At 64.8% G+C, this 21,006-nt stretch carries 24 protein-coding genes; 16 read left to right on the top strand and 8 right to left on the bottom strand.

Translation table 11 applies throughout. From position 1 onward, the window contains the following. Positions 1-25 precede the first annotated feature (25 nt). From QX041_RS34190 to QX041_RS34240, 11 genes are all read left to right on the top strand, one after another. Complete coding sequence (locus QX041_RS34190; RefSeq protein ID WP_315713827.1) at positions 26-862, top strand: urease accessory protein UreD; 837 nt, start codon at positions 26-28, stop codon at positions 860-862. A 48-nt stretch (positions 863-910) separates the two neighbouring features. Then, positions 911-1,213 (top strand): urease subunit gamma, encoded by a 303-nt coding sequence (locus tag QX041_RS34195; RefSeq protein WP_315713828.1) that lies wholly within the window; start codon positions 911-913, stop codon positions 1,211-1,213. Positions 1,214-1,340: 127 nt separating this feature from the next. Continuing rightward, positions 1,341-1,646 (top strand): urease subunit beta, encoded by a 306-nt coding sequence (locus QX041_RS34200; RefSeq protein ID WP_315713829.1) that lies wholly within the window; start codon positions 1,341-1,343, stop codon positions 1,644-1,646. 4 nt (positions 1,647-1,650) lie between these two features. Further along, the gene (locus tag QX041_RS34205) at positions 1,651-2,190 is read left to right on the top strand and encodes an HD domain-containing protein (RefSeq protein WP_315713830.1); all 540 of its coding nucleotides are present in this window, start codon (positions 1,651-1,653) and stop codon (positions 2,188-2,190) included. Beyond that, the gene (locus QX041_RS34210; protein WP_315713831.1) at positions 2,187-2,717 is read left to right on the top strand and encodes a hypothetical protein; all 531 of its coding nucleotides are present in this window, start codon (positions 2,187-2,189) and stop codon (positions 2,715-2,717) included. The genes QX041_RS34205 and QX041_RS34210 overlap by 4 nt, the downstream gene beginning before the upstream one ends. Positions 2,718-2,759: 42 nt before the next feature. Continuing rightward, on the top strand, positions 2,760-4,475 hold the full coding sequence (gene ureC / locus QX041_RS34215; protein WP_315713832.1) for an urease subunit alpha: 1,716 nt from the start codon (positions 2,760-2,762) through the stop codon (positions 4,473-4,475). Positions 4,476-4,522: 47 nt separating this feature from the next. After that, a complete protein-coding gene (locus QX041_RS34220) occupies positions 4,523-4,822 on the top strand; it encodes a putative quinol monooxygenase (protein WP_315713833.1) in 300 nt (99 codons plus the stop codon). 42 nt (positions 4,823-4,864) lie between these two features. Beyond that, a complete protein-coding gene (ureE, locus tag QX041_RS34225) occupies positions 4,865-5,482 on the top strand; it encodes an urease accessory protein UreE (protein WP_315713834.1) in 618 nt (205 codons plus the stop codon). Continuing rightward, positions 5,469-6,191, top strand: coding sequence for an urease accessory protein UreF (locus tag QX041_RS34230; protein WP_315714368.1), 723 nt, complete (start codon positions 5,469-5,471; stop codon positions 6,189-6,191). Before ureE ends, QX041_RS34230 begins: the two co-directional genes overlap by 14 nt. 63 nt (positions 6,192-6,254) lie before the next feature. Beyond that, the gene (gene ureG / locus QX041_RS34235) at positions 6,255-6,878 is read left to right on the top strand and encodes an urease accessory protein UreG (protein ID WP_315713835.1); all 624 of its coding nucleotides are present in this window, start codon (positions 6,255-6,257) and stop codon (positions 6,876-6,878) included. Between the two features lie 293 nt (positions 6,879-7,171). Next, positions 7,172-8,827: an HWE histidine kinase domain-containing protein gene (locus tag QX041_RS34240; RefSeq protein ID WP_315713836.1), complete on the top strand. Its 1,656-nt coding sequence runs from the start codon at positions 7,172-7,174 to the stop codon at positions 8,825-8,827. Between the two features lie 129 nt (positions 8,828-8,956). Here QX041_RS34240 and QX041_RS34245 read toward each other — a convergent pair whose 3' ends face one another. Further along, complete coding sequence (locus tag QX041_RS34245) at positions 8,957-9,505, bottom strand: sigma-70 family RNA polymerase sigma factor (protein ID WP_006612137.1); 549 nt, start codon at positions 9,503-9,505, stop codon at positions 8,957-8,959. Further along, complete coding sequence (locus QX041_RS34250; RefSeq protein ID WP_315713837.1) at positions 9,506-9,742, bottom strand: NepR family anti-sigma factor; 237 nt, start codon at positions 9,740-9,742, stop codon at positions 9,506-9,508. Between the two features lie 196 nt (positions 9,743-9,938). Between QX041_RS34250 and QX041_RS34255 the strand changes: the two genes are divergently transcribed. Continuing rightward, entirely contained in the window at positions 9,939-10,742 is an 804-nt protein-coding gene (locus QX041_RS34255) for a response regulator (protein WP_315713838.1), read from the top strand. A 78-nt stretch (positions 10,743-10,820) separates the two neighbouring features. Here QX041_RS34255 and QX041_RS34260 read toward each other — a convergent pair whose 3' ends face one another. Further along, positions 10,821-11,306 (bottom strand): energy transducer TonB, encoded by a 486-nt coding sequence (locus QX041_RS34260; protein WP_315713839.1) that lies wholly within the window; start codon positions 11,304-11,306, stop codon positions 10,821-10,823. A 378-nt stretch (positions 11,307-11,684) separates the two neighbouring features. On the opposite strand from QX041_RS34260, the gene QX041_RS34265 reads away from it, so the two are divergent. Then, positions 11,685-12,125 (top strand): hypothetical protein, encoded by a 441-nt coding sequence (locus tag QX041_RS34265; protein WP_315713840.1) that lies wholly within the window; start codon positions 11,685-11,687, stop codon positions 12,123-12,125. A 91-nt stretch (positions 12,126-12,216) separates the two neighbouring features. On the opposite strand, the gene QX041_RS34270 is transcribed toward QX041_RS34265, so the two are convergent. The 3 genes from QX041_RS34270 to QX041_RS34280 form a co-directional block, all read right to left on the bottom strand. Then, positions 12,217-12,660 carry a hypothetical protein gene (locus QX041_RS34270; RefSeq protein ID WP_315713841.1) on the bottom strand — a complete coding sequence of 148 codons (444 nt, stop codon included), beginning with the start codon at positions 12,658-12,660 and terminating at the stop codon, positions 12,217-12,219. A gap of 102 nt (positions 12,661-12,762) precedes the next feature. After that, a complete protein-coding gene (locus QX041_RS34275) occupies positions 12,763-13,134 on the bottom strand; it encodes a YqjD family protein (protein WP_315713842.1) in 372 nt (123 codons plus the stop codon). 80 nt (positions 13,135-13,214) lie between these two features. Further along, on the bottom strand, positions 13,215-14,333 hold the full coding sequence (locus QX041_RS34280; protein ID WP_315825993.1) for an AI-2E family transporter: 1,119 nt from the start codon (positions 14,331-14,333) through the stop codon (positions 13,215-13,217). A 218-nt stretch (positions 14,334-14,551) separates the two neighbouring features. Between QX041_RS34280 and QX041_RS34285 the strand changes: the two genes are divergently transcribed. After that, on the top strand, positions 14,552-15,301 hold the full coding sequence (locus QX041_RS34285) for a L,D-transpeptidase (protein WP_315825994.1): 750 nt from the start codon (positions 14,552-14,554) through the stop codon (positions 15,299-15,301). Positions 15,302-15,316: 15 nt separating this feature from the next. Next, a complete protein-coding gene (locus tag QX041_RS34290) occupies positions 15,317-15,976 on the top strand; it encodes a DUF2865 domain-containing protein (RefSeq protein WP_316168108.1) in 660 nt (219 codons plus the stop codon). A gap of 13 nt (positions 15,977-15,989) precedes the next feature. Here the strand turns inward: QX041_RS34290 and QX041_RS34295 are convergent, their stop codons facing one another. After that, positions 15,990-18,083 carry a methyl-accepting chemotaxis protein gene (locus tag QX041_RS34295; protein WP_316168110.1) on the bottom strand — a complete coding sequence of 698 codons (2,094 nt, stop codon included), beginning with the start codon at positions 18,081-18,083 and terminating at the stop codon, positions 15,990-15,992. 178 nt (positions 18,084-18,261) lie between these two features. On the opposite strand from QX041_RS34295, the gene QX041_RS34300 reads away from it, so the two are divergent. Continuing rightward, positions 18,262-18,417, top strand: coding sequence for a Thivi_2564 family membrane protein (locus QX041_RS34300; RefSeq protein WP_315713847.1), 156 nt, complete (start codon positions 18,262-18,264; stop codon positions 18,415-18,417). A 64-nt stretch (positions 18,418-18,481) separates the two neighbouring features. On the opposite strand, the gene QX041_RS34305 is transcribed toward QX041_RS34300, so the two are convergent. Continuing rightward, the gene (locus tag QX041_RS34305) at positions 18,482-20,644 is read right to left on the bottom strand and encodes a malate synthase G (protein WP_315713848.1); all 2,163 of its coding nucleotides are present in this window, start codon (positions 20,642-20,644) and stop codon (positions 18,482-18,484) included. Positions 20,645-21,006: the final 362 nt, after the last annotated feature.

The following is a 21,006-nucleotide window of genomic DNA, read 5'->3' on the forward strand; positions in this document are numbered from 1 at the left end:
CGTCTGGTCCCAGGGGAGGGGATCGATGCGGGCCGATCCCGCCAGCGCCGCTGCCGACATCTTCGAGGCCAACCGCGCCCGAGGCGCGGTGCGCTTCGACGTGCGGCTGCAGGATGGCATGACGCGGCGCCATCATCTGCATGAATCCGGCTCGCTGCGGGTGCGCTTTCCCTCGCCCGAGGACGACGGTCTGTCGGCGATGTTCGTCAACACGGCCGGCGGCATCGCCGGCGGTGACCACTTTGCGATCGAGGTCACAGCCGGCGAAGGTAGCCGCATGACGCTTTCGAGCGCCGCGGCCGAAAAGGTCTATCGCGCCGCTGGCAAGCCCGCAGAGCTCGATATCGCGCTGACCGCCCATGCGGGTGCCCACATCTCCTGGCTGCCGCAGGAGACCATCCTGTTCGACCGCGCCCGCATCCATCGCCGGATCGACATCGACCTTGCCGATACCGCCTCGCTGTTGTTGTGCGAGATCGTCGTGTTCGGCCGCACCGCGATGGGTGAGTGCATGCGCGAGGGCGAATTCGTCGATCGCTGGCGGCTGCGGCGCGGCGGCAAGCTGGTGTTCGCCGAGACGGTCCGCCTCGACGGCGACATCGGCGACAAGCTGGCGCGGCCGGCCATCGCCAAGGGCGGCGCGGCCATCGGGACCGCGCTGATCGTGCCGGGCGACGCCGCGCTGGTCGACCGCATCAGGGACAGCCTGCCGGCCTTCCGGGGAGAGGTCGCGCTGTCGGCCTGGAATGGATTTGCAATGGCCCGCTTCTGTGCCCAAGATGCCGCAAGCCTGCGCGCCGACATGATGGCGGTGCTCGGCTGTGCTTCGACCGGGCCGCTGCCGCGGCTGTGGCTCAACTAGACGTTTACCAACTGATGACTACCAGAAGACCATCACCAGAGAGTCCGCATGAACCTGTCTCCCCGCGAAAAGGACAAGCTCCTGATCTCGATGGCCGCCATTGTGGCCCGCCGCAGGCTCGATCGCGGCGTCAAGCTGAACCACCCCGAAGCGGTCGCGATCATCTCCGACTTCATCCTGGAGGGCGCGCGTGACGGCCGCACCGTGGCCGAACTGATGCAGGCCGGCGCCCAGGTCCTGACCCGTGACCAGGTGATGCCCGGTATCCCCGAGATGATCCACGACATCCAGGTCGAGGCGACGTTTCCGGACGGCACCAAGCTGGTCACGGTGCACGAGCCGATCCGCTAATCATTGCACGTCATTCCGGGACAGCGCGCAGCGCTGGGCCCGGAATCCAGAGATGGCTTGAAAACAATCGTTTGAGATTCCGGGCTCGGTCCTGCGGACCGCCCCGGAATGACGGAGAAAAAGCGAAATGATCCCCGGCGAACTCTTCATCCAGGACGGCGAGATCGAGCTCAATGCCGGCCGCAAAACCGTGACCCTGTCGGTCGCAAATACCGGCGACCGGCCGATCCAGGTCGGCTCGCACTACCATTTCTTCGAGACCAATCCGGCGCTGAAGTTCGATCGCAGACGCGCGCGCGGCATGCGGCTCGACATCGCGGCCGGCACGGCCGTGCGCTTCGAGCCGGGCCAGACCCGCGACGTGCAACTGGTGGCGCTCGCCGGCAAGCGCATGGTCTACGGCTTTCGCGGCGACGTCATGGGCAAGTTGTAAGCCGATGCTGACCGGATTACGCCTCGTCTCCGAAGCCGCCGAGCTGGCGGCGCGCCGTCACGCCGGCCAGCAGCGCAAGGGCCGCGACGAGGAGCCTTACATCAATCATCTCGCCGAGGTCGCAAACATCCTGTCGGCAACCTGCGACGGCGAGGACGCCGAGCTCGTCGCGGCAGGCTGGCTGCACGACACCATCGAGGACACCGATACGGCCGCTGACGAGCTGGCGGAGCGCTTTGGGCGTCGTGTTGCCGACCTCGTCGTGGAAGTCACAGATGACATGACCCTGCCGAAGAGCGAGCGGCGCCAGGTCCAGGTCATCGCCGCGCCCGGCAAGTCCGCTGGTGCCAAGCAGATCAAGATCGCCGACAAGATCAGCAACATCCGCGCCCGCATCTTCTTCGAGCCGGACCTGGAGCAGCAGCTCGAGCTGATGGAGTATCTCGGCTGGGCCGAGCAGGTCGTCGCCGGCTGCCGCGGTGTCAACGCGCGGCTCGATGTGCTGTTCGATGAGACGGTTGCGAATGCGAGGGCGACGTTGTGAGCGTATTGGCTCGCATGCGCCCTGCTGCTGTCTGCGGCCTGCGTGCGGCATCGGCTCTTGCAGCATTTGCCTCTGCTGCTTGGGCGGCCGACGATCAGCGCTGGCGCATTTTCGAACAGGACGGGGGAGCGCTGCTATCTCCGAGTCATAGCGATGAGGCCACCGACGATGTCGGTTCGCCCTCCTTTCGCTGCAAGGCCAAATCCGGGACCATCGCCGTCACGGGAGATGCCGGCCAGGAGCTTCGCAATGCGGTCGCTGATCTTCTGCGGTCCAACGGCTATCCGCAGGTCGAGATGGTCCCGGCGAGCCGGTTCGGGCAAGCCCTCCTGAGCGTGTCCTACAGCGAGGCGGGATCGGTCTGGGAGTATAGCTTTGAGTTGGAGGCGGATGCGCCCGCCTTCGATGCGTTTAAGCGGTCCGGACGATTGACGTTCAAAGTCGGCAAGACCGTCGTTCGCGAGGAGTTCAAGGCGGGTCTTGAGAACGTCGCCAAGTTTCAATCGATCTGCGCGCGTCCCAAATGAGCCGCACCGGATATATTTGAGAGCTAGAGGCTGGAGCACGACATGTCCGTCAAGATCAAGCGTTCCGTCTACGCCGACATGTTCGGCCCGACCACCGGTGACAAGGTGCGCCTCGCCGACACCGACCTGATCATCGAGGTCGAGAAGGACTTCACCACCTATGGTGAGGAGGTGAAGTTCGGCGGCGGCAAGGTGATCCGTGATGGCATGGGCCAGTCGCAGGCGACCAACAAGCAGGGCGCCGCCGACACGGTCATCACCAATGCGCTCATCGTCGATCACTGGGGTGTCGTGAAGGCCGACGTCGCGATCAAAGAGGGCATGATCTCAGCGATCGGCAAGGCCGGCAATCCGGACATCCAGCCCGGCGTCACCATCGTGATCGGCCCGGGCACCGACGTGATCGCGGGCGAGGGCAAGATCCTCACCGCCGGCGGTTTCGACAGCCACATCCATTTCATCTGCCCGCAGCAGATCGAGCACGCGCTGATGAGTGGCGTCACCTCGCTGCTCGGCGGCGGCACCGGCCCGTCGCACGGCACCTTCGCCACCACCTGCACGCCCGGCCCCTGGCACATCGGGCGCATGATGCAGTCGTTCGATGCGTTCCCTGTGAACCTCGGCATCTCCGGCAAGGGCAACGCGTCGCGCCCGGCCGCGCTGGTCGAGATGGTCAAGGCCGGCGCCTGCGCGCTGAAGCTGCACGAGGACTGGGGCACGACGCCGGCGGCGATCGACAATTGTCTCTCGGTCGCCGACGATCACGACGTGCAGGTCATGCTGCACTCCGACACGCTGAACGAATCCGGCTTCGTCGAGGACACCATCAAGGCCTTCAAGGGCCGCACCATCCACGCCTTCCACACCGAAGGCGCCGGCGGCGGGCACGCGCCTGATATCATCAAGGTCGCCGGGCTGAAGAACGTGCTGCCGTCGTCGACCAACCCGACGCGGCCGTTCACGCGCAACACCATCGACGAGCATCTGGACATGCTGATGGTGTGTCACCATCTCGATCCGTCGATCGCCGAGGATCTCGCCTTTGCCGAGAGCCGCATCCGCAAGGAGACGATCGCGGCGGAGGACATCCTGCACGATCTCGGCGCGCTCTCGATGATGTCATCGGATTCGCAGGCGATGGGCCGGCTCGGCGAGGTCATCATCCGGACCTGGCAGACCGCCGACAAGATGAAGAAGCAGCGCGGCGCGCTGCCGCAGGACAAGGGCAAGGACAACGACAATTTCCGCGTCAAGCGCTACATCGCCAAATACACGATCAACCCGGCGATTGCGCATGGCGTGTCGAAGCTGATCGGCTCGGTCGAGAAGGGCAAGCTCGCCGACCTCGTGCTGTGGTCGCCCGCCTTCTTCGGCGTCAAGCCGGACTGCGTCATCAAGGGCGGCACCATCGTCGCCGCGCCCATGGGCGATCCGAACGCCTCGATCCCGACCCCGCAGCCGGTGCATTACCAGCCGATGTTCGGCGCGTTCGGCAAGTCGCTGACGGCTTCGTCCGTGATCTTCACCTCGAAGGCGGCCATCACCGGCGGGCTCGCCCGCAAGCTCGGCCTTTCGAAGAAGCTCTACGCGGTGCAGAACACCCGCGGCAGGATCTCGAAGAAGAGCATGATCCACAATGATGCGACGCCCAACATCGAGGTCGATCCGGAGACATACGAGGTGCGGGCCGACGGCGAGCTCCTGACCTGCGAGCCGGCCGAGGTGCTGCCCATGGCGCAGCGCTACTTCATGTACTAAGCTCCCGCCCGGTACCAGAACCAGAAAAGTACCGGGAGGACGAGTTCGTGATCTATGTCGTTGCCACCTTGACCATCAAGCCCGAAACCCGTGCGGAATTCATCGCCGCTGCGGCTGCCTGCATTGCGGGGACCCGCAAAGAACCCGGCAATATCGCCTATGATTTGCATGAGAGCGTCACCGACCCGAGCAAGATGGTCTTCGTCGAGCAGTGGGAGAATGCCGAGGCCTTGGTGCCGCACCGCGCGACCGAGCACATGAAGACGTTCGGGCGCGTCGCGGTCAAATGCATGTCGGCCCCGCCGAAGATCGAGATCATCACGCCTGAGAAGGTCGATGTCCGCTGAGCGGAATAAGAGTGAGCGCAATAAGAGAATGAGAGTTTCAGCATGATCCGCGCGACACGCGTGCTCGGGCAGCATCGTTGGAAGGAGGCTGCCGCCGATTCCGTCCTGCTCGATTTCGATGACCGGCACCGGCGGCGGCTGGTGATGACCGGAACGCGTGGGCTGGAGTTTCTGCTGGACCTCGAGCACGCTACCGCATTGCGCGGTGGCGATGCCCTGGTGCTGGAGGACGGCCGGCTGATCGAGGTCGTGGCGGCGGCCGAGCCGCTGCTCGAGATCCGGGCTTCCGATCCGCATCATCTGGTGCGGCTGGCCTGGCACCTCGGCAACCGGCACCTGCCGACGCAGATCATGGCCAAGAGCCTGCGCATCCGCCGCGACCACGTGATCGAGGCCATGGTCAAGGGTCTCGGCGCGCGCGTCATCGAGATCGAGGCACCGTTCGATCCGGAAGGCGGCGCCTACGCCGAGCCCAGCCATGCGCACGGCCACGATGATCATGATCACCACGGTCACGATCATCATCACGATCATGCCGGGCACGATCACGCGCATCACGGCCACGACGACGGCCATGCACATGATCATCACGTGCATGACGAGCACTGCGGCCATGACCATCACGATCACGGTCATTCCCATGCTCATGAGCACAAATGAGGAGGGGGCTCGGCCGGCTGCAATCAGGGCCGCGGATTCGGCTGCGCTGTATCGGCTGCTGACATGGCTGTCGCCGGCGTTTCCGATCGGCGGCTTCTCCTATTCGAGCGGCATCGAATGGGCCGTGGAGGCAGGCGACATCGGCGATGCGGCGGAGCTGCGCGGCTGGCTCGCGACGATGCTGACCAACGGCTCCGGCTTCTGCGACGCGGCTTTCCTCGCGCACGCGTATCGCGCGGTCGAGCTCGACGATATGGCCAGCCTCCGCGAGGTGGCCGAGCTTGCGGCCGCGTTCGTACCGTCGCGCGAGCGTCAGCTCGAGACCACCGCGCAGGGCCGGGCCTTCATCGAGATCGCGCGGTCCGCCTGGAACTGCGCAGGCCTCGACGAGGCGGTGGCGCGCTGTGAGACCATCGTCTATCCGGTCGCCGTGGGGCTGGTCGGCGCGCTTCACGGCGTTCCTCTGGGACCCCTGCTGCACGGCTTTCTGCACGCCCTGACGTCGAACTGGATTTCCGCCGGCAGTCGTCTCGTACCGTTGGGGCAGACCGACAGCCAGCGCGTGCTCGCCGCGTTGGAACCTGTCGTCGCCGCGACGGCGGACCGCGCTCTGCTCGCCTCGCTCGATCACATCGGCGGCGCAACGTTCCGCTCCGATCTCGCAAGCCTTCATCACGAGACGCAATATACAAGGCTGTTTCGGTCGTGATGAAGCGGGGCAACGGCGATCACGGCCCCGCGCGGTCGCGCGCACGACAGAAGGATAAATGACATGGCATCGTCTCACGGTCCGCTCCGCGTTGGCGTCGGTGGCCCGGTCGGGTCCGGCAAGACTGCGTTGATGGATCTGCTCTGCAAGTCGATGCGGGAGCACTACGACATCGCTGCGATCACCAACGACATCTACACCAAGTGGGACGCGGAGTTTCTCGTTCGCTCGGGATCGCTGACTCCGGATCGTATCGCCGGCGTGGAGACCGGCGGCTGCCCGCATACTGCGATCCGCGAGGACGCGTCCATGAACCTCGCCGCCGTGGCCGACATGCGAGCCAAGTTTCCCGGACTCGACCTGGTGTTGATCGAGTCGGGCGGCGACAACCTCGCCGCAACGTTCTCGCCGGAACTCGCCGATATCACGATCTACGTCATCGACGTCGCGGCGGGCGACAAGATCCCGTCGAAGGGCGGACCGGGTATCACCCGCTCCGACCTTCTGGTGATCAACAAGATTGACTTGGCACCCCATGTGGGCGCTTCTCTGGAGAAGATGGAGACGGATGCCAAGCGCATGCGCGGCTCACGGCCCTTCGTCATGACCAACCTGAAGAAGAGCCAGGGGCTTGACCGGATCATCGGCTTCATCGAAGCCAAGGGCGGTCTGAAGCCGTCGGCCTGAGCGCGGGGACGGATCTGCGTCGCACGGCTCTTCGTTGCTCGATGCGTCTGCTGGAATGACCGACGCAAAAAAGCCTCATCCGGCCGGAACAACTTGAGCCCTCGGGTGTTGCCTCGACCCGGGGTGCGCCTTGCCCAAGGCGTCTCGGCGCCGATGCACCGGTATCCTGGGATCGCTATCCGCTGATCGCTCCGATCACTTCCGATCGCCCCGAGGTGCGTCCTTGAGTTGCAGGCCCGGTTATTGGATGACTCGTCTCCTCCTTCGCCAACCCTTTACTTCAGAGTGAACGAGTGCTCCGGCTGGGTGTCATCATCGGTTTGATCGCGCTGGTCGGGACGGCGCTGTCCGGCTTGGCCGCCTATCGCGTACACGACCAGGAGCTGGCGCTCGATCGCATTGCGCTGGCCCGTGCCATCGACGTCCATGCCAGCCTCGTCCAGGACCGGCTGACCGAACGTGAGCTGCTGGCCCGGGTGGCCTCCGGGCTGTTCCGCGCTCCCTCCGTGATCAAGGCCAATATGCTGGAGCCGCTGCGATCGTCGATCTACGCGTTCAAGACCGACTTCGTGGTGGCATCGTGGATCGCACGGCTGCGGCCGGATGAGCTCCCCATCGCGCAAGCCGAGCTGCGTCAGGCTGGCTTCCCGAATCCAACCATTCGCAATTTCGACGACATGCCGCTCGGGCCGAACGTCGATCGTCCGTTGGACGTTCTGATGGATCTCGAGCCACGCAATGCCGAGACCTCGAAGCTTCCCGGTATCGCACTCGACCGGCAGCCGATCGTCGGACCGATGCTCGCGCGTGCCATGGCCGAGGGCAAGCCGGTCGCATCCGATCCCACTCCGCTGGTGCGGAGCGATGGTCCGATCGGGATCGTGCTGGCAGCCCCGGTTGTCCCGCAAGGTGCCACTGCGCCGGCGGGCTTCGTGACGTTTTCCTACGAGATCGGGCCACTGCTGCTCACCAATGACGATCTGTCGTTGTTCTCGGTGGCGTTGAAGGATCCGCGCAACGCCTCGGATGAGCTGGTTGCCAACGATCAGGGGGCGGTGACGAGCCGGACCCGCAGGCCGGACGATCCTGCTCCGTCGTCGACCCGCACCGTGGCCTTCGGCAATCACGACTGGTCGCTGGTCTATTACGCCAAGGGCAATGCGGTCCGGCGCGCGCAACAGACCGCGGCGATCGTCGGCGTCATCGGGATGGCGCTGACCGGTATCATCTGCGGCCTGTTCGGCTACGTCGCCTACAACAATCTGCGCCTGAGCCGCGAAATCCAGGTGCGGATCGGCTTCGAGCGCCGACTGACGGCGGTCATCGACGAGCTGAACCACCGGGTCAAGAACATCCTGGCGGTGATCCAGTCCATCGTGACGCGCACGCTGCGTCATGGCAGCGACATGGACGTCGCACGCGAGCTGCTGATCGGACGGATCCATGCGATGTCGAACGTCGTCACGCTGCTCAGCGAGAGCCAATGGCAAGGCGTGCAATTGCGCGGACTGTTCGAAGCTCGCGCCATCCCGCATGCGGACAGGATTGCGGTCAACGGACCCGACATCACCGTGAGCGCGCGTGCCGCGCAGAGCCTGTCGCTGCTGTTTTTCGAACTCGCCTCGCACTCGGACGAAGGCCTCTCGCTGGTGGGAAAGCACCCGCACATCACCGCCAAATGGGAGGTGACCGGCGAGGAGCCGAATGCCGTCTTCCACTTCCGTTGGGAGGAATTGAACACCAGTGAAGCAACGCGGCGGCCGGACAGCGATTTCGGACTGATCCTGCTCGATCGCGTGGCGCCGGAGGCGCTCGGCGGCACGTCAAAGCGCTTCTTCACCGAGGCGAGCTATGTGTATGAGCTGACCGCTCCGATGGAGACGGTGATCGACATGACCGAGCGCGATCGCACCGAGCAGTTCTCCGCGCCGGTGCATCCGGCGCGATAGCCGCAGCGCTCTCGGCAAACAGGATGCCAGGGCGCACGATGCCCGAGTGCACGTGATCAACAACAACAAGAAGAGGCGGCTCTTTCGCGAGCCGCCTCTTTACTGGTTCGTTTGCGACGGCTTGGCTGATCAGCCGCCGCTGCCGCCGATCACCGCCCGCACGGTCTCGTCCGGGCCGAAATCCTCGGCGCCTTCGACATAGAGCAGCGCTGCCAGCTTCGAGCGCGCGCGGTTCACGCGGCTCTTGATAGTGCCCACCGCGCAGCCGCAGATTGCTGCCGCATCCTCGTAGGAGAAGCCCGATGCACCGACCAGGATCAGCGCCTCGCGCTGGTCCTGAGGCAGCTTCTCGAGCGCCGCGCGGAACTCCTCGAACTCGAGATGCGCGCCCTGCGAGGGATGCGTCTTGAGCGTCTTGGCGTAGTTCCCTTCGGCATCCTCCACTTCGCGCCGGCGTTTTCGGTAGTCGGATCGGAACAGGTTGCGCAGGATCGTGAACAGCCAGGCAGGCAGATTCGATCCTGGTTGAAACGAGTCGATGTTGGCCAACGCCCGGAGCAGGGTTTCCTGCACGAGGTCGTCGGCACGATCGCTGTTACCACTCAAGGAAATCGCAAATGCGCGAAGGCTGGGGACGGCCGCGAGGATATCGTCCCGCAAGGAATCAGTGAGAGGCATTCACTCCCTCCCGTCGGTTTGGTCGTTGGATCCCCCGCCGTTCTCCACGTGGGACTGTGCTGCCGGCGCATCAAGCTTCCGCACCAGATCCGCGAAGCGGTCCGGCACTCCCTGACGGACGACGTCGTCGTACATCGCGCGGAGTTGATGACCGATTCTGGATTGAATTTCCGCGTTCAGTCCGCCGGGCTTGCGCGGTGCCGCATTCTTGCTGGCTTGAGACTTTACATCTTTCATGACCTTTTCCACGTTTCCCCGAGAGTTAAGTCCCTGAAGCTTCAAGAATTATTCTCGCCACCGAGAGGGTCTGTCGGGAACTAATGCGACGGGGCGATAAAAGTTCCACGCGTTTGGGGAACTTTTCGTCGGTTCGGGCGTAATCAGCCCATCATGGAACCCGGGCGGGAAGCCCAGATGACCGAATGGAGTGGGGATGAGCCGATCACAGCTTGTTGCTGAACATTTGCCGCTGTTGCGCCGGTATGCGAGGGCCCTCACCGGTAGCCAGGGTTCCGGAGACGCCTATGTCGGAGCGATGCTCGAGGCGCTGATTCAGGATCCCGCTCTGCTGGACGAGCGCTATGGCCCGCGGGCTGCGCTGTTCCGGCTGTTCACGCAGATCTGGAACTCGGTGGCGCTCAACGACGACGCCGAAGTGGCGACTCTGCCGATGCCGCCGGAGCGGCGCCTCTCCAACATCACCCCCTTGCCCCGCCAGGCCTTCCTGCTGCTCTCGCTCGAGGGTTTTCCCGAGGAGGAAGTGGCCTTCATCCTCGACATCGACGTCGCGGAAACCCGCCGGCTGGCGGATGCAGCCGGACGTGAGCTCGCCGCCGAGATCGCCACCGATGTCCTGATCATCGAGGATGAGACCTTCATCGCGATGGACCTCGAGAGCCTCGTCAAGAACCTCGGTCACAACGTGATCGGCGTGGCCCGCACCCATGCCGACGCGGTGGCTCTGGCCAAGAACAAGAAGCCCGGTCTGATCCTGGCTGATATTCAGCTCGCGGATGGTTCGTCCGGCCTGGATGCCGTCAACGAGCTGCTGCGCACCTTCGAAGTGCCGGTGGTCTTCATTACCGCCTATCCGGAGCGCTTCCTCACGGGTGAGCGGCCCGAACCGGCGTTCCTGATCTCAAAGCCGTTCCAGCCGGCCATGGTGTCGGCAGTCGCCAGCCAGGCTCTGTTCTTCCAGCGCAACTCGCGCAACAGGATGCCGAAGCCGGCGGCCTGATCAAGCCGCGCGCACAACGTCGCCCCGGCGCGTTCCTCACGGAGCGCGCCGGATTTCGTTGCAGCATCGAAGACGAGATCAGCAGCCGCGGCACACGCCGTTGAGCCGTGCCTTCAGCGTCGCGTCATTCGGCTTGGTCTCTTGGAGCTTCAACGTTGTCTCCTCAAGCCGGATGATTGCGGACGTCCGTCGAGGCGCGAACACGATCGGCACGAGAAAAGTGAGATCGCCGTCCGCCAGTTCCGGCGGCGGTGGCGCAAATGGTTGGGCTCGCTCCACCATGGCGAGCGCTTCCCGGTCGAGCGCGGGGTCACCGGTCGTTTCGGCCAGCACCGCCGAGATCAGGTGGCCTTCGCGGTCGATGTGAAACAGGACCTTGGCCGTCCCGCCCTGATCCGAGGCCTGCAGCGGATAGCGACGCTGAACCTTCAATTGTGCGACGAGGTTCTTGATCCAAGTGTCCCTGGCGCCGTCGGCCGCTGCAATCCCGGGAAACAGGCACACGAGAACCAGCGCCAGTCCAAACCCTCTCCATACGCCGACGCGATCCAGCGAGCTCAGCATCCCTGCCCCCACGCGCGCGGACCATGAACGCAGCCGCGCTGCTTCAACATATAACCGGGACGAAAAGGGGATAAAGCGCCGCGAATGTCGGGGCAGCGATCTGACCGGAAGGGCGGATCAGAAAAGAATGCGGGGCACCGCCGGCATCACCACGGCGGTGCCCCGCGTCGCCGGTCAATGGGGCAGGGGGAATAACCGGCTGCCGAGATGACGCGCGACCCGAAAAGTCGTTCCGCGTGAGATCGAATTTTTTGGCGCCATGAAATTGAAGAATACCGCCGCAGTTTACACACGGTTAAGTGATTTGCCCAACCGAGAACCCAGTTCCTGCGACTTACGTTGGTATGCCGATCGCCTTACGGCGAGGGGAGCAGAGACATGTCGCAGACCAGGAAGGTTATCGTTTTGGGTTCGCTTGCGGCTTCCGCGATGCTCGTGGGCGCAATGCAACTGGCTTCAGGCCATGATCTTGGCGCCAACCTGCCGGTTCAGAGCCCCTCTCCCCAGCCGATCGTCGCAACCGCGAATGACGTGAACCGGGCCGCCAAGGCTGACCGCGCCAAACAAAACGGTACTGCGGCGCCGTCGCAGACTGTGTCGATCAAGCTGGCAGCCTTCGCGGAGACCTCCTTCTTGGTGCGGCTTCCCTTCAACCCCACGGGTGTAAGCGCGGGCTCGTTACCATCGCCGCAGGGATCGCAGCTCATCACCACCGGCAACGAGCGGCAGGCCGTCAAGCATCCGGTGGCGTGCGAGCCGTCGGTGTCCGTGCTGACGGAGATCGCCAAGCGCCTGCAACCGGGACGGTGTGTGACTTAGTTACAGCCCCTCGCACCAGGCCCGCGGCTCAAGCGGCGGATCAACGCCTGGCAAATGATAAAAGCCGTCCGATGACGGTCAGGGGCAGTCCTCACTCTGCGGGAGTTTGCTCCTCCGCGGCTGGGCGGCTGACCATGAATCCGAGCGCCAGACCGCCCAAAGCCAGAATGGGAATCAGCCGCTTGATGCCAATCATGCGGACGATCTGCAGGCCGCTAGCCAACAACATCGGGTCTGCGAAAGCAGATTGGACTGCCGACCGCGCCGTTTCCGCGGTCCGCGCGGCACGACTCTCGATTGCGCGCTTGCGCGCCATGTAGCTGATTGCGGCCATCAACGTCACCACGAAGAAGATGGCGGCACCTGTGAGGCACGCGGCCACGAGCCCGTAACGATCCAGGACGGCGACAAAAGCTGCGGCGCACAGAAAGCTCGTGGTTACGAACAGTCCGACCGCTGCAGCGATTGCGAGCGATGTGAGCCGAACGGCATGCCCGGTCGATTCCTGGAAGTCCGCAATCAGGCGCTGCAGCATGTCATTCTCCTCCTCGTCTCGTTCATCTGCGCAACAAACTCAAATCGGCGCCGATAACGCGGCGCCGAAACAAGACGACCTCTGGATTTCAGGGGCCAACCCTCAGCGTCTCCAGGCGGCGCCGATGAGAAATCCGAGTCCGAGCGCAAGACCCACGGTGGCGAGTGGGCGATGGGAGATCACGTCCTCAAGGCGCTCCTCCAGCGAGTTTGCGGCATCCTGGGCTGCACCAAACATCGCAGTGCCGCGCTCGGACATGTCGTCGAACGTCTGGTCTACGTTCTCGCGTGCCTGACGATAGCCGCTGCGGGCCTGCTTGCTGGCCTGCCCAGCGAAAGCATTGAGCGCGTCGGTGATCTGTTCGGTGAGAGCTGCGATATCGTTTTTCACGGCGTGGACATCCTTCTGCAGGCGTTCGTAGTTCGCTTTGTCGACGAGATCTTTCAGGGCGGTCTCACCGTCAGTCGGTGGCATGGCAAGCTCCCGGAGCAAGGTGATTGCGTCTGCTCGACAAACGCGGGGTCTCAGCCGAAGTTCCGACGGTGGAAACCGAATTAGTCTGCCGGCAGTTGCGGCGAGTCGTCCGGCAGCAGATGCTCCTTGACGATGAGGGCGACGATCAGGAGCGGCGAGGCAAGGAAGGCTCCCATCGGGCCCCACAGCCAGGTCCAGAATGCCAGCGCGATGAACACCGCGAGTGCGTTGAGAGCCAGCCGCCTGCCGATGATGGTCGGCGTGACGAAGTGGCCTTCCATGAAGGTGATCACGGCGAAGATGGCGGGCGCGACCATGCCGGCGCTCAAGGTCGGGAATGCGATTGCGCCGACCAGGACGAGCACCGCGAACATCGCGATCGGCCCGATGATGGGGATGAAGTTCAGCGTTGCCGCAAGCGCCCCGAGGCCGGCGGGATTGGGCATGCCGGCGAGGGCGCAGGCGAGGCCGGCTGCAATACCGACACCGGTGTTGATGAGCGTCACTGTCAGGAGGTAGTTGCCGAGGTGCAGCTCGAGCTCATTGAGGATGCGCAGCGTCCGCAGCCGTGCCTCGTGATCACCAAAGGTCATGATCAGCGCTCGCCGGAGATCGCGCCAGCTTGCGATGAACAGCACGAGCGTCGCGAAGAACAGTAGGAATTCGGTGAAGGTCGGCGACAGGAATTCGATCGTTGGCTGAACCCAATCGAACTTGGGGAGCTCCAGGCTGGCCGAGGCTTGTGCGCTTCCGCCGCCGACGGCCGCCTGCATTTCGTGCCACAGCGCCAGCGGTCGATCGAAGACGTGCAGCTTGGCCTTGAGCGTCGTGGCAAGCTCGGGAAGGCGATTGGTCCAGTCGAGCACAGGCGCCGAAATCAGGCCAATGATGAAGGCGAGCCCGGTGGCAACGGCGATCACGATCAACACGGCGCCGACGCCGCGCGGCACGTGATGGCGTTCGAGAAAGTTGGCGGCCGGCGACAGCATGGTGCCGACCACGAAGGCCATGACGATCGGCAGGAAAAACCCCCGGGCGACATAGAGGACACCCGTCACGCAGACGGCCGTGAGGATGACGAGAGCGATGGCGACGACGTCAGCCCGCCTAATCACGGGCGGTACTTCTTGGCGACTTTCATTCAAGGCTGAATCGTCGTTCCCGCTGGCGAGCAGCCGCTCGGTGGGAAGTACACGCACCATGAATCTCCCGATCGAGTCGTTCGCGCACAGCTCGCGTGGTGACGTTCTCGTCATCCAACAGCCGAGGGGCCATCCGGTTCCGTCGCGCAAACGTGAGAACTCATACGCTTGACTGACGCAGGGCGACCACACCGGGCCGGAACTACGGCGAGACGTTCGGCGTTTGGAAAGCAATCACGCATCGTACCGCGATGCTCGTCTGACAGGGGCACTCCATGACACAGCTCGTTTCCGATCACCGCAGCTTTGCGCGGACCGCTTCGCTGATCGCCGGCGTCGCGGTTCTTCTTGTTGCTGGTCCCACCGCGTCTCACGCACAGAGCCTCGGATATGCGTCGGTCGAACAGCAGCAGGCCTTCCCGCCGGACGAGGCGACTGCACCCGCCGTGGAGCAGGACGAGGACAGCCGGCTGCCCGACAGGTTGCGGCGCACGATCGTCAATCTCGATACGCGGGAGGCGCCGGGGACGATCATCATCGATACCGGCAATACCTATCTGTACTACGTGCTCGGCGGCGGCCGCGCGCTGCGCTACGGCGTCGGCGTGGGGCGCCAGGGCTTCACCTGGTCGGGTGTCCAGACGGTGACGCGCAAGGCGGAATGGCCGGACTGGCATCCGCCGGCGCAGATGATCGCGCGCCAGCCCTATCTGCCGCGATTCATGGCCGGCGGCCCAGGCAATCCGCTCGGCGCCCGGGCCATGTATCTCGGGTCCAGCGAGTATCGCATCCATGGCACCAACGACCCCACGACGATCGGCAAGTTCGTGTCGTCGGGCTGCATCCGCCTGACCAATGAGGATGTTTCCGACCTGTTCAGCCGCGTGCAGGTGGGGACGAAGGTCGTGGTGCTGCCGAAGGCCGCCTTGCTGCAGGCGCGCACCAATGCCGGCCGTACGCCGCGCGTGACGTCGCTGCCGTCGGGGCGGCAGGCGATGTCGCTGCCCGTCTCGGCCGTCAATTGATATGGGAGCGGAATGATGAACGGTCGACGTGCACTCGCCGCCATTGCAGTGGCAACCGTGGCAACCGCGGGTGCGTTGGCAGCGCCGACCACAGCGGGCGCGCAGGATTTTTTCTCGGCGCTGTTCGGCGGCTTCAACGCACCGCAGCGTCAGGCGCCCTATATCCGGATGCCGTTCGCCGACGAGGCGCCACCGGCGCCACGGCCGGCCCCGCGGGGCGACGTCACCTATCGCGGCGGCAGCAGCAGCGTCGCCTGGTGTGTCCGCACCTGTGATGGCCGCTACTTCCCGCTCGGCGCGACCGGCGACCAGAGCAAGGAAGCCGCCTGCAACAGCTTCTGCCCGGCGGCCAAGACCGAGATTGTATATGGCAGCTCGATCGACGGTGCCGAGACCGATGGCGGCAAGCCGTATTCGGCGCTGCCCAACGCCTTCAAGTATCGCACCGAGATCGTCGACGGCTGCACCTGCAACGGCAAGGACCATTTCGGCCTTGCCAAGGTGTCGATCGACAACGATCCGACCCTGCGCAAGGGCGACGTCGTTGCCAGCGACGACGGCCTCAAGGTCGCCAACCGGACCGGCAGCGGCAAGCGCGCCGAGCTGAACTTCTCGCCGGCGCCCGCGGCGTTGCGCGCGAAATACGAGCGCGCGCCGGTGACGGCGTCCGACTGATCCTGCGAGGTCGTCAGGCGGCGCGGATCTTGCCGAGGAAGTCCCTGACCTGATGACCGAGATTCCTGCTCTGGCTCTCCAGCGTCTCTGAGGCCGTGCGCACGTCGTCGGCCGCCGCCGCAGCGGCATCGGCGTCCGACTTGACGCCGGTGATGTTGTCGGAGACGTTCCTGGTGCCGTCGGCGGCGAACTGGGTGCTGCGTGAGATCTCCTGCGTCGCCGCCCCTTGCTCCTGCACCGCCGCGGCGATCGCGGTCGCCACCTCGTTGACCTCGCCGATGATGCCGCCGATGCGCTTGATCGCGTCGATCGCGTCGTTGGCGACGCGCTGGATGTCGGCGATCTGCTCGGAAATCTCGTCGGTCGCCTTCGCGGTCTGGCTCGCCAGCGTCTTCACCTCGGAGGCGACGACGGCAAAACCCTTGCCGGCCTCGCCGGCGCGCGCTGCCTCGATGGTCGCGTTCAGCGCGAGCAGGTTGGTCTGCGAGGCGATGCTGTTGATCAGCCCGACCACCTCGCCGATCCGATTGGCCGATTGTGCCAGCCCCTGCACCGTGCCGTCGGTCATGCGGGCCTGCTCCACCGCGCGGCTGGCGATGCCGGCCGCATGCGACGCCTGCTTGCTGATGTCGGCGATCGAGGCGTTCAGTTCCTCCGCGGCCGAGGCGACCGTCTGCACGCTCATCGACGCATCGCTGGAGGCCTTCGAGGCCTCCTCGGCGCGGGCATTGGTCTGCCGCGAGACGTTGGTCAGTCCGGCGGACGTCGCCTGCATGTCGGTGGAGGCGCGGCCGAGCTGCTCGAGCGAGTCGCGGACCAGCCCCTCGAACTCGCTCACATAGCTTTCGATCGCCCGCTGGCGCGCGACCGTTGTTTCGTTGCGTTGGCGCTCCTGGGCCTCGATCGCGAGCTTGTCCTTGGCCTGCTGCTTGAACGTTTCGAGCGCGCCCGCCAGCGCACCGATCTCGTCCTGCCGCTGCATGTAGCCCGTCTCGACGCTGAGGTCGCCGCCCGCAACCGCCAGCATGGCATCGCGCATCCTATTGAGGGGCTGGATCACCCGGCGGCTCACCAGCATCAGCGCGGTGCCGCCGATCACAGTCGCCGCGATCAGGAGGCAGAGTTCGACCCCAAGGGTCCGCATGGCCGCCGCATGCTGCTGCTCGATATAGGTCCTTGCGGTCTCGAGCGCGGTCTCGGCGACCGCAACCGCCGCATTGAGGCGCCCGACCGTGAACGGGCTCCATTTGTTGGCGACCATCTCCGGCGTCTCGCCGCTCGCGAGCGCGTTGACGAGGCGATCCCGCAGCGCCGTGTACTCGGTCTCGAAATAGGCCTTGCGCGTGGCCTCCAGCGCGGCCGTCATCGCGGCCGGCCATTTTGCGCCGGTGGTCGCGAGTTCGAGCGCCTTCCACGCGGCCTCGGCGCCGCCGACCGCCTTGGTATAGTTCAGCCGCGCCTCGGGCGTGATCTTGCCTGCGGCGAGGCCGTTCGAAACCAGGAAGGATGCGTCGCCGGCGGTGTTGCGCAGCAGCCATGCGATCTGCTTGATCTGCAACAGCTGATCGATGGTCGGATCCGCATGGTTGACCTCGGCCGCGAGAATGGCCTGGATCTTCTCCAGCGTCTCCAGCAGCCTGTCCTCGGTCTGCATGTATTCCTTGCCGAGCGCCAATCGGCGCGACGCCTTCGGCTTGGCGACCTCCTGCCAGAATTCCTTCTGCTGATCGCTCAGCGTTGTCAGCAGTTGCTGGAATTGCGAGAGCAGCGCCGCCTTGTCGGCAAACTCGATGCCCGGAAGGGTGCCCAGCGCGCGGCCCATGGCGGGCATGGCGACGTCGCGCAGGCCGCGGACGTATCGCTCGGTCTCTGGCTCGACCTTCTCGTCCACAGTCACCATGCGGTTCGAGGTCGAGCGGTCGGCCCGCAGCTTGTCCATCGCCTTGAACATGCTTTCGGAGGCATCGACGATCGAGCTGATGCGCGCGGTGAGCTCGAGCTGCTGCCACGAATTGTAGGCCCGCGAGGCGAACAGGCCGACAAACAGGCATGCCGTCACCAGGATGATGGCCTTCAAGGTCGTGGAAATGGTCAGGCGGTTCAGCATGTTGATCTCCGATTCACCGCATTTGACCGCAGAGCCGTAAAAATCTGGATGAGGGCTGGCTCCGTTGAACTACGGAGACAGTCGCTGAGCACCCAGGTTCCGGGAGTGGAACTACCAGCCGCCGAGCGTGTTAGCTGATCACCGCCAGCGCATCCTCCTCTCGTTCAGGGGCTCATTCATGCTCGTCAGTGCTCTCGTCACCTTTCTCGTCGTCATCCTGATCCTCTATTTGATCAACCTGCTGCCGATCGACGGCCGGGCCAAGCAGATCTGCCGTGTGATCGTCATCGTGCTCGGCGTGATCTCGCTGCTTCGATTCATCGCGGTGATATGATCCAGCATCATGTTACCTTCGGCAGATCAAAAAAAGCCCCGGCGGATGGCCGGGGCTTTTCGCATCAGGCGCTTGCCTTCGCCTCGCGGCGCCGCGCCGTGAGGATGTATTCGGTGTAGCCGTTCGGCTGGGTGCGGCCTTCGAACACGAGGTCGCAGGCCGCCTTGAACGCCACGCCGTCGAACGACGGCGCCATCGGCTGATAGAGCGCGTCGCCGGCATTCTGCTTGTCGACCACGACGGCCATGCGCTTCAGCGAATCCATCACCTGCTCCTTGCTGACCACGCCATGGTGCAGCCAGTTGGCGAGATGCTGGCTCGAGATGCGCAAGGTGGCGCGGTCCTCCATCAGGCCGACATCGTGGATGTCGGGCACCTTGGAGCAGCCGACGCCCTGGTCGATCCAGCGCACGACGTAGCCGAGAATGCCCTGGCAGTTGTTGTCGATCTCCTGGCGCACGTCGTCGGGCGCCCAGTTCGACTGCGACACCGGAATGGTGAGGATGTCGCCGAGCTTGGCGCGCGGGCCGCCCTTCGCGAGTTCCGCCTGGCGGGCGTGAACGTTGACCTGGTGATAGTGCAAAGCGTGCAGCGTCGCCGCGGTCGGCGACGGCACCCAGGCGGTGGTGGCGCCGGCCTGCGGGTGGCCGATCTTCTGCGCCAGCATGTCGGCCATCTTGTCCGGCGCGGCCCACATGCCCTTGCCGATCTGGGCATGGCCAGGCAGGCCGCAGGTCAGGCCGTTGTCGACGTTCCAATCCTCGTAGGCCTTGATCCAGGGCTGCGCCTTCATCTCGTTCTTGCGGATCATCGGACCGGCTTCCATCGAGGTGTGGATCTCGTCGCCGGTGCGGTCGAGGAAGCCGGTGTTGATGAAGACGATGCGCTTGGACGCCTGCTGGATGCAGGCCTTGAGGTTCACCGTGGTGCGGCGCTCCTCGTCCATGATGCCGACCTTCATGCTGTTCTCGGGCAGGCCGAGCATCTTCTCGACGCGCGCGAACAGCTCGACCGTCAGCGCCACCTCGTCCGGGCCGTGCATCTTCGGCTTGACGATGTAGATCGAGCCGGTGCGGCTGTTCCTGACCTTGGAGAGACCCTTGAGGTCGTGCATCGCGAGCAGGCCGGTCACCGCGGCGTCGAGAATGCCCTCCGGCACCTCCTTGCCCTGGGAGTCGAGCACCGCGTCGGTGAACATGTGATGCCCGCAATTGCGGATCAGCAGCAGGCTGCGGCCGTGCAGCGTGAGGCTGCCCCCGGACGGCGTGGTGTAGCTGCGGTCGCTGTTCAGCGCGCGGGTGAGTGTCTTGCCGCCCTTCTCGAAGTCGGCCGACAGCGTGCCGTTCATCAGGCCGAGCGTGTTGCGGTAGACTAGCACCTTGTCCTCGGCGTCGACGGCGGCGACCGAGTCCTCCATGTCGAGGATGGTCGAGACCGCGGCTTCCAGGATCATGTCGGAGACGCCGGCCGGATCGTCCTTGCCGATGACATGGCTGCGGTCGATCACGACCTCGACGTGGAGGCCGTTGTTGGCAAGCAGGATCACGGAGGGCGCGTCGGCCGAGCCTTGATAGCCGGCGAACTGGTCGGCGTTCTTGAGCGCAGTGGCGTTGCCGCTCTTCAGCTTGGCCGAGAGCTGGCCGGCAATGACGCTGTAGGCGGTGACGTCGGTGTGGCTGCCGGTGGCGAGCGGCACGGCGGCGTCGAGGAAGGCCTTGGCCTTGGCGATCACCTTGTCGCCGCGGGCCTTGTTGTAGCCCTTGCCCGCTTCGCTCGGATCGTGCGGGATGGCGTCGGTGCCGTAGAACGCGTCGTAGAGCGAGCCCCAGCGCGCATTCGCCGCGTTCAGCGCGTAGCGGGCGTTGGTGAGCGGCACCACGAGCTGCGGCCCGCAGATCTTGCCGATCTCTTCGTCGATATTGGCGGTCTCGACCTTGTGCGTGGCCGGCTCGGGCTGCAGGTAGCCGATCTCCTTCAGGAATGCGGTGTAGGCGCCGAGGTCGAAGGCCTTGCCCTTGTTGGCGAGGTGCCAGGCGTCGATCTTGTCCTGCAGGGCGTCGCGGACGGCGAGCAGCTCGCGGTTCTTAGGGCCGAGATCGCGCAGGATCGCGGCAAGGCCGGCCCAGAACGCGTCCGGATCGATCCCGGTCTTCGGCGCGGCCTCCTTGGCGATGAAGTCGAACAAAACGGGGGCGATCTTCAGTCCATGGGCGTCGATACGGGTCATGATGAGACGTTTCTCTCGAATAGGGCGACGTTGCGCGTGTCTTGGGCGTGCTGAAATGGCCGCCTCGAAGGCGGCGTGTGCAGTGCATTTAGCGCCAAAGCGGGGGCCACGAAAGGGGGGAGGGGTATCGCAGTTGGTCGGGGGGAGGGCCGGTGGTTCCGGGTGCGGTGGTCCGAGGGCGGGACGATCCGACGTTGCTGAGGCCCGCAAACGCTCGCTCCAGGCTCCGCCGTCATTGCGAGGAGCGAAGCGACGAAGCAATCCAGGCTACCTCCGTGGAAACAGTCTGGATTGCTTCGCTTCTGTTCAGCCCGGGGACATAGCTGACGGGTGTTCGGGGAGATGGTTGACACTTCAAAATC

This window comes from Bradyrhizobium sp. SZCCHNRI2009, assembly GCF_032485115.1.
Classification (GTDB): domain Bacteria; phylum Pseudomonadota; class Alphaproteobacteria; order Rhizobiales; family Xanthobacteraceae; genus Bradyrhizobium.

Excerpts from the sequence above, each read along its gene's own strand:
- QX041_RS34285 (WP_315825994.1), top strand. The coding sequence starts at position 14,552 with ATGACACAGCTCGTTTCCGATCACCGCAGCTTTGCGCGGACCGCTTCG.
- QX041_RS34255 (WP_315713838.1), top strand. The coding sequence starts at position 9,939 with ATGAGCCGATCACAGCTTGTTGCTGAACATTTGCCGCTGTTGCGCCGG.
- QX041_RS34265 (WP_315713840.1), top strand. The coding sequence starts at position 11,685 with ATGTCGCAGACCAGGAAGGTTATCGTTTTGGGTTCGCTTGCGGCTTCC.
- QX041_RS34230 (WP_315714368.1), top strand. The coding sequence starts at position 5,469 with ATGAGCACAAATGAGGAGGGGGCTCGGCCGGCTGCAATCAGGGCCGCG.
- ureE (WP_315713834.1), top strand. The coding sequence starts at position 4,865 with ATGATCCGCGCGACACGCGTGCTCGGGCAGCATCGTTGGAAGGAGGCT.
- QX041_RS34295 (WP_316168110.1), bottom strand. The coding sequence starts at position 18,083 with ATGCTGAACCGCCTGACCATTTCCACGACCTTGAAGGCCATCATCCTG.
- QX041_RS34305 (WP_315713848.1), bottom strand. The coding sequence starts at position 20,644 with ATGACCCGTATCGACGCCCATGGACTGAAGATCGCCCCCGTTTTGTTC.
- QX041_RS34190 (WP_315713827.1), top strand. The coding sequence starts at position 26 with ATGCGGGCCGATCCCGCCAGCGCCGCTGCCGACATCTTCGAGGCCAAC.
- ureG (WP_315713835.1), top strand. The coding sequence starts at position 6,255 with ATGGCATCGTCTCACGGTCCGCTCCGCGTTGGCGTCGGTGGCCCGGTC.
- QX041_RS34300 (WP_315713847.1), top strand. The coding sequence starts at position 18,262 with ATGCTCGTCAGTGCTCTCGTCACCTTTCTCGTCGTCATCCTGATCCTC.
- ureC (WP_315713832.1), top strand. The coding sequence starts at position 2,760 with ATGTCCGTCAAGATCAAGCGTTCCGTCTACGCCGACATGTTCGGCCCG.
- QX041_RS34195 (WP_315713828.1), top strand. The coding sequence starts at position 911 with ATGAACCTGTCTCCCCGCGAAAAGGACAAGCTCCTGATCTCGATGGCC.
- QX041_RS34275 (WP_315713842.1), bottom strand. The coding sequence starts at position 13,134 with ATGCCACCGACTGACGGTGAGACCGCCCTGAAAGATCTCGTCGACAAA.
- QX041_RS34245 (WP_006612137.1), bottom strand. The coding sequence starts at position 9,505 with ATGCCTCTCACTGATTCCTTGCGGGACGATATCCTCGCGGCCGTCCCC.
- QX041_RS34290 (WP_316168108.1), top strand. The coding sequence starts at position 15,317 with ATGAACGGTCGACGTGCACTCGCCGCCATTGCAGTGGCAACCGTGGCA.
- QX041_RS34200 (WP_315713829.1), top strand. The coding sequence starts at position 1,341 with ATGATCCCCGGCGAACTCTTCATCCAGGACGGCGAGATCGAGCTCAAT.
- QX041_RS34250 (WP_315713837.1), bottom strand. The coding sequence starts at position 9,742 with ATGAAAGATGTAAAGTCTCAAGCCAGCAAGAATGCGGCACCGCGCAAG.
- QX041_RS34260 (WP_315713839.1), bottom strand. The coding sequence starts at position 11,306 with ATGCTGAGCTCGCTGGATCGCGTCGGCGTATGGAGAGGGTTTGGACTG.
- QX041_RS34270 (WP_315713841.1), bottom strand. The coding sequence starts at position 12,660 with ATGCTGCAGCGCCTGATTGCGGACTTCCAGGAATCGACCGGGCATGCC.
- QX041_RS34205 (WP_315713830.1), top strand. The coding sequence starts at position 1,651 with ATGCTGACCGGATTACGCCTCGTCTCCGAAGCCGCCGAGCTGGCGGCG.